Origin of the sequence: Neobacillus niacini, assembly GCF_023715415.1 — a bacterium.
Classification (GTDB): domain Bacteria; phylum Bacillota; class Bacilli; order Bacillales; family Cytobacillaceae; genus Neobacillus; species Neobacillus niacini_C.
The window spans coordinates 1-1204 of sequence record NZ_JAMBOB010000033.1 but is presented as its reverse complement, the minus strand read 5'-3'; the positions used below and the strand labels follow the sequence as shown (position 1 = coordinate 1204).

At 52.1% G+C, this 1204-nt stretch carries 1 rRNA gene; it reads left to right on the top strand.

The features are described from left to right. Nucleotides 1-1204 (top strand): 23S ribosomal RNA (locus tag M3189_RS26360); the annotation flags it as partial.

Genomic DNA, 1204 nt, shown 5'->3' with positions numbered 1-1204 from the left:
TAGTATGTGGTCGTAGACCCGAAACCAGGTGATCTACCCATGTCCAGGGTGAAGTCCAGGTAACACTGGATGGAGGCCCGAACCCACGCACGTTGAAAAGTGCGGGGATGAGGTGTGGGTAGCGGAGAAATTCCAATCGAACTTGGAGATAGCTGGTTCTCTCCGAAATAGCTTTAGGGCTAGCCTCACGTAGTAAGAGTCTTGGAGGTAGAGCACTGTTTGGACTAGGGGCCCTCATCGGGTTACCGAATTCAGACAAACTCCGAATGCCAAAGACTTATCCGTGGGAGTCAGACTGCGAGTGATAAGATCCGTAGTCAAAAGGGAAACAGCCCAGACCACCAGCTAAGGTCCCAAAGTTTACGTTAAGTGGAAAAGGATGTGGAGTTGCTTAGACAACCAGGATGTTGGCTTAGAAGCAGCCACCATTTAAAGAGTGCGTAATAGCTCACTGGTCGAGTGACTCTGCGCCGAAAATGTACCGGGGCTAAACGTAACACCGAAGCTGTGGATTGACATCTACGATGTCAGTGGTAGGAGAGCGTTCTAAGGGCGTTGAAGCTAGACCGTAAGGACTGGTGGAGCGCTTAGAAGTGAGAATGCCGGTATGAGTAGCGAAAGATGGGTGAGAATCCCATCCACCGTATGCCTAAGGTTTCCTGAGGAAGGCTCGTCCTCTCAGGGTTAGTCGGGACCTAAGCCGAGGCCGAAAGGCGTAGGCGATGGACAACAGGTTGATATTCCTGTACCACCTCTTTATCGTTTGAGTGATGGGGGGACGCAGGAGGATAGGGTAAGCGCGCTGTTGGATATGCGCGTCCAAGCAGTTAGGCTGGTAAGTAGGAAAATCCGCTTACCGTAAAGGCTGAGCTGTGATGGCGAGGGAAATATAGTACCGAAGTTCCTGATTCCACACTGCCAAGAAAAGCCTCTAGCGAGATAAAAGGTGCCCGTACCGCAAACCGACACAGGTAGGCGAGGAGAGAATCCTAAGGTGTGCGAGAGAACTCTCGTTAAGGAACTCGGCAAAATGACCCCGTAACTTCGGGAGAAGGGGTGCTTTTTGAGGTGAATAGCCTCGAAGAGCCGCAGTGAATAGGCCCAGGCGACTGTTTAGCAAAAACACAGGTCTCTGCGAAGCCGCAAGGCGAAGTATAGGGGCTGACGCCTGCCCGGTGCTGGAAGGTTAAGAGGAGGGGTTAGC